Raw genomic sequence first — 1,993 nt, 5'->3', positions numbered from 1 at the left:
TACTAAGCATGCATGCCAGGCCTTAATGCGGCCATCGTCGACCGGGGTATTCGCAATTAGCTCGTATTGAACGGTGTCACCCCACACTTGTTTCGACAGCAAGATGCCAGGCCCCGTGTACCAAGTCGTGGTATATAGCATCACGCCGCCGTAGAGCTGCATAGGCCCACCCTGGCGCTGAATATAAATGTGCCCTTTTGCTTCATTCTCAAAATACTGACATGGCGCTCCGTGAGTTGGCCCCAGATGACGCATATCCGACATATTGTCTAAGACTTCTTGTGGGTGGATATCGAGCTCACCCAAGTGATCTAGCTGCCAGTGAATCCACTGTGGGTTATCCCACTCTTTCAAGAAAGGCGCGTCATAAGAGGGCTCAGCCCCGTCTTCATCAAACCACACCATGATACAGCCCATGTTGTCGACAACAGGGTAAGAGCGAATAGACGCCGACTTAGGGCAAGGACCGTCGTGGTAGGGAATATCATCCACATCACCGGCAGAGTTATAACGCCAGCCGTGGTAAGGGCACCGGATCGAATCACCTTCAATTTGCAGACCGTTCTTAACAATCATTGCCGAGTCACTGGCGGTTAAATGGGTACCCATATGCTTGCAGTATGCATCCAGAACCACTGGGTTACCTGATTCCCCACGATACAAGGCCAAGTCTCGTCCGAAGAATCGAATCGCCATAGGCCCTTTGTCGAGTTCTGAACTCTCGGCGACTATAAACCAACCTGTCGGGAAAGTTTTGGGGCCGAGTCCGTAATCCGCTGCTTTTGCCATTTGATGTCTCCTTATTCCTCGAACTTCGCGTCGCGCTTTTCAACGAAGGCTGCACGAGCCTCATTTGAATCGTCATGCGTATAGGCTTCAAGGGTAAAACCTTGTTCCCAACGATACTTAGCTTCTAAACTGCCATCCTCAATACCGGTCAGAGCTTCTTTGGCGAGTTGGATCATGATTGAGCTTTTCGCAGCAATTTGACCGGCTATTTCCATTGCTGTGGCGCGCAGTTCTGAGTGAGCCACTACCCGTTCGACAGCGCCGAGTCGATAAGCCTCTTGCGCGTCAATAAACTGTCCGGTGAAGTACATGTAGCGAACCTTCTGGACTGGGAACATACGCTGCAGGTGAGCACCACCGCCCATCGCCCCTCGATCCACCTCAGGCACCCCAAAACGCGCGCACTCAGACGCAACAATAATGTCGGCTGCGCCAGCAATACCGATGCCGCCACCTAAGACAAAGCCATGAAGCGCGACAATAACGGGTTTAGGGTTTAAATGAATAGACTCAAAGGTGTCGTAGTTGCCTTTGTTGACCGGTACGATTTTACGCGAGTCGGCGTCCAGCTCTTTGATATCCACACCTGCGCAAAAGCCTCGGCCTTCCGAGCGAATAACAATCACTGAGACCTCGTCGTTAGTACCCAACGCCTTTATCTCGGCGGCAATACTCGCCCACTGAGTCGAGTTAAACGCGTTCACGGGTGGTTTATCGAACACCAGCTCCGCAATGCCGTTCTCTATTGTTACTCCAAAAGCCATACGTATTCCTTTTATTCTGAGGAGTTTAAGGCATTTAAACGCGTTAAAGTTTGATCTGCCTCAGTCATTAAGCGTTCTATTAAAGCCTGTACTGTTGGCAGTTCATCAATAAGGCCGGCGACTTGGCCGCTGGGCAGTATGCCGTCTTGCGGATGCCCTTTGACCATGGCTTCTTGAATCATCATGGGCGCGTTAGCTGCCATCATGGTCTGCCCCAAGGTTAAATCCGTGTTTTTTTGCATGGCCATCGCCGAACGTAACATACCAAACAGCGATACCCCAGTCAGTTTGGTAAACGCCAAGCCATTTTTGATGGCAAGCAGTAGCATCTGCAATCCCGACGCCTTTTCTAATCGCGCCAGCAGAGGGTTTAAGATCATACGCTGAGGCAGGCCGTCGAGCTTGGTACTGGTGATAATTTGCTCGGGTGGCGCTTTTAA

General features: G+C 51.1%; 2 protein-coding genes and 1 pseudogene. All 3 read right to left on the bottom strand.

Annotated features, from left to right (window positions below; all coding sequences use genetic code 11):
- On the bottom strand, positions 1 to 789 hold a 789-nt coding region (locus ACTF5Z_RS05535), incomplete at its 3' end, for a Rieske 2Fe-2S domain-containing protein (RefSeq protein ID WP_438984812.1).
- Between the two features lie 11 nt (positions 790 to 800).
- Positions 801 to 1,553: an enoyl-CoA hydratase family protein gene (locus ACTF5Z_RS05530; protein ID WP_438984811.1), complete on the bottom strand. Its 753-nt coding sequence runs from the start codon at positions 1,551 to 1,553 to the stop codon at positions 801 to 803.
- An 11-nt stretch (positions 1,554 to 1,564) separates the two neighbouring features.
- A pseudogene (locus tag ACTF5Z_RS05525) lies at positions 1,565 to 1,993 on the bottom strand (nitronate monooxygenase); the annotation flags it as partial.

The sequence above is a fragment of the Aequoribacter sp. genome, assembly GCF_965659035.1.
Lineage (GTDB): Bacteria > Pseudomonadota > Gammaproteobacteria > Pseudomonadales > Halieaceae > Aequoribacter.
The sequence above is the reverse complement of the archived record's forward strand: the minus strand, read 5'-3'. Positions and strand labels throughout refer to the sequence as shown.

What these genes read in the sequence shown, in the direction of transcription:
- ACTF5Z_RS05530 (WP_438984811.1), bottom strand. Translation starts at nt 1,553, where the DNA reads ATGGCTTTTGGAGTAACAATAGAGAACGGCATTGCGGAGCTGGTGTTC.